We start from the raw sequence: 2507 nt of genomic DNA, 5'->3' as shown, positions 1-2507 counted from the left end.
GGGGCGGGCCGGGCGACGCCTCACCGACCCCGCTGCAGTGCTCCCCAGCGTGCGGGTGGACCATTTCTGGTGCAGCGGTCGGACGTTACGTTCTCGTGAAGGGTCCAGCGCCGGCGGTCCCCTCCTCGTGGACGCTCCAGCGGCCCACGGCGCCCGCCGCACCCGCGGTGCGCACCGTGAGGCGGGTGCGGTCGGAGCGGAAGACGTCCACGGAGTGCTCGAACGGCCCGCCCTGCGCGTCGAAGGCGGTGCGGGTCACCTTCAGGACCGCCTCCCCCGTGCGCAGCCCCAGCAGCGCCGCGACCTGCGCCGGCGCGGGCGCCGCCTCGATGACCTCCTCCACCTGGCCGACGGACACGCCGTAGCGGTCCTGCAGCAACTGGTACATCGACCCCGCCAGGCTGTTCTCGATGAGGGCCGGGAACCGCTGGGCGCTGACGTGCATGCGCTCCAGGGACAGGGTGTCCCCGTCGGCGAACCGCACGCGCAGGATCGAGGCCACCAGGTCGCCGGGACCCAGCCCCAGGGGCGCGGCCACCTGCGCCGCAGCGGGTTCCAGCACCGCGGCGACCACGCGCGTCCCCGAGCTGTACCCCTGCGCGCGCAGCATCTGCGGCACGCCGCTGACCTCGTTGAGGCTGCGCGCCACCTTGCGCCCGCCACCGGCCGCTACCTGCTCGGGACCGGGGGGCGCGGGGTCGACCCCCACGAGGAACGCGCCCCCGGCGCGGCCCTGCACCCGGCGCACGACCCCGCGCTCCTCCAGCGCCGCGAGCGCCTTGCGGACGGTGGTGCGCGAGGCGCCCAGGCGCGCGGCGAGCTCGCGCTCGGGCGGGAACTTCACCTGCGAGCGGGCGGCGAGGTCGGCGGCCAGGCGCGTGACGGCCTCGTGGACGTCGTCGTAGGGCACGGCCGGATCCTCACACGGGCGCGGGCCGCGGCGGGAGCGGCGGCCGCGGCGGGCGCTGAACCGCAACACAGACGTAACAGGAACGGTCCGGACCAGAAATGGCCTCCGGAGAACCTTTCAGCAGCCCAGTCCTGGGAGGAACCCGTGGAACCCCTGCTCACCTCGACCACCGCCGACCTGCGCGCCGGTTTCGCCTCCGGTGCGCTCGCCCCCGCCGACGCGCTGGACGCGGTGCTCGCGCAGGTGGAGGCCGTGAACCCGGCCCTCACCGCGATCGTGGCGCTCGACGTGGACGGGGCGCGCGCGGCCGCCGAGGCCTCGCACCGCCGCTGGCAGCGGGGGCGGCCGCTGTCGCCCCTGGACGGCGTGCCCGTCACCGTCAAGGACAGCGTCGCCGCCGCCGGGCTGCCCTGGCGGCACGGCACCGCCCCGAACGCGGGGCTGGCGGACTCCACCGTCGACGCCCCGCCCGCGGCGCGGTTGCGCGAGGCCGGTGCGGTGCTCGTCGGCAAGACCGCGATGCCGGACTTCGGGATGTCGGCCTCCGGGGTCAGCTCCCTGCACGGCACCACCCGCAACCCCTGGGACCTCACCCGCAGCCCCGGCGGGTCCAGCGCCGGGGCGGGCGCCTCGCTGGCCGCGGGGATCGGCTGGGGTTCCGTCGGCTCCGACATCGCCGGCTCGGTGCGGCTGCCCGCCGCGCAGTGCGGCCTGGTCGCCCTCAAACCCACCCAGGGGCGGATCCCGCACCTGCCCGCCAGCACCGTCCGCTCCGCGGGCCCGATGGCGCGCACGGTCGCCGAGGTCGCCGAGCTGCACGACGTGCTCGCGCGCCCCGACGCCCGCGACGCGCTGTCCCTGCCGGCCGATCCCGCCGGCGGGCAGCCGCTGCCCGCGGTCGACGTGGCCGGGCTGCGGGTGGGGCTGCTGCTGGACATGGGTCCCGGTCCCCGCGCCGACGAGGAGGTCCGCACCGTCGTGCGCCGCGCCGCGGAGCTGCTGGCCGCCGCCGGCGCACGCGTGCAGCCCGTCGACCCGCCCTTCGCCGAGGACCCCTACCCGGCCCTGGACCGGCTGTTCCAGGTGCGGGCCCGCGCCGAGTGGGAGGCCTTCGACGAGCGCGGCCGCGCGCAGGTCCTGCCCGAGCTCGTGGCCTGGTCGGCCGGCGCCGACGGGTTGTCGGCCACCGACCTCGAACGCGCGCAGAGCGCCGTCGCCCGCTCCCGCGACCACCTCGCCGCCCACCTGGCCGGCTTCGACGTCGTCCTGGCGCCCGTCCTGCCGGTCGTCTCCTTCCCGGCCGAGGCGGTGGGCCTGGACCCGCTGCGCCCCCTCGCGCACTGCACCTACACCTGCTGGTTCAACCAGACCGGCCAGCCCGCGGCCGCGCTGTGCCTGGGCACCTGCGACGGGATGCCGGTCGGCGTGCAGGTCGTCGGCCGGCGCTTCGAGGACCGGCGGGTGCTGGCCGTGGCCGGCTGGCTGGAGCAGCGGCGCGCCTTCACCCCCGACTGGCCGCTCGTGCCGCGCAGCACCGCCGGCGCCGTCCCCGTCTGAGCACGACCGGAGGAACCGTGACCACGACCACCGCGAACCC

The 2507-nt window shown here is 77.2% G+C and carries 2 protein-coding genes; one reads left to right on the top strand and one right to left on the bottom strand.

The window, feature by feature from the left end; genetic code table 11:
* Positions 1-85: 85 nt before the first annotated feature.
* Positions 86-910 (bottom strand): UTRA domain-containing protein, encoded by an 825-nt coding sequence (locus GTQ99_RS22110; protein ID WP_166617839.1) that lies wholly within the window; start codon positions 908-910, stop codon positions 86-88.
* A gap of 144 nt (positions 911-1054) precedes the next feature.
* Here GTQ99_RS22110 and GTQ99_RS22105 point away from each other — a divergent pair, with 144 nt between their 5' ends.
* Complete coding sequence (locus GTQ99_RS22105; protein ID WP_166617838.1) at positions 1055-2467, top strand: amidase; 1413 nt, start codon at positions 1055-1057, stop codon at positions 2465-2467.
* Positions 2468-2507 lie beyond the last annotated feature (40 nt).

This window comes from Kineococcus vitellinus (genome assembly GCF_009906315.1).
In the GTDB taxonomy this organism is placed as follows: Bacteria; Actinomycetota; Actinomycetes; order Actinomycetales; family Kineococcaceae; genus Kineococcus; species Kineococcus vitellinus.
Note: the sequence above shows the minus strand (reverse complement) of the source record. Positions and strands in the feature narration are given on the sequence as shown.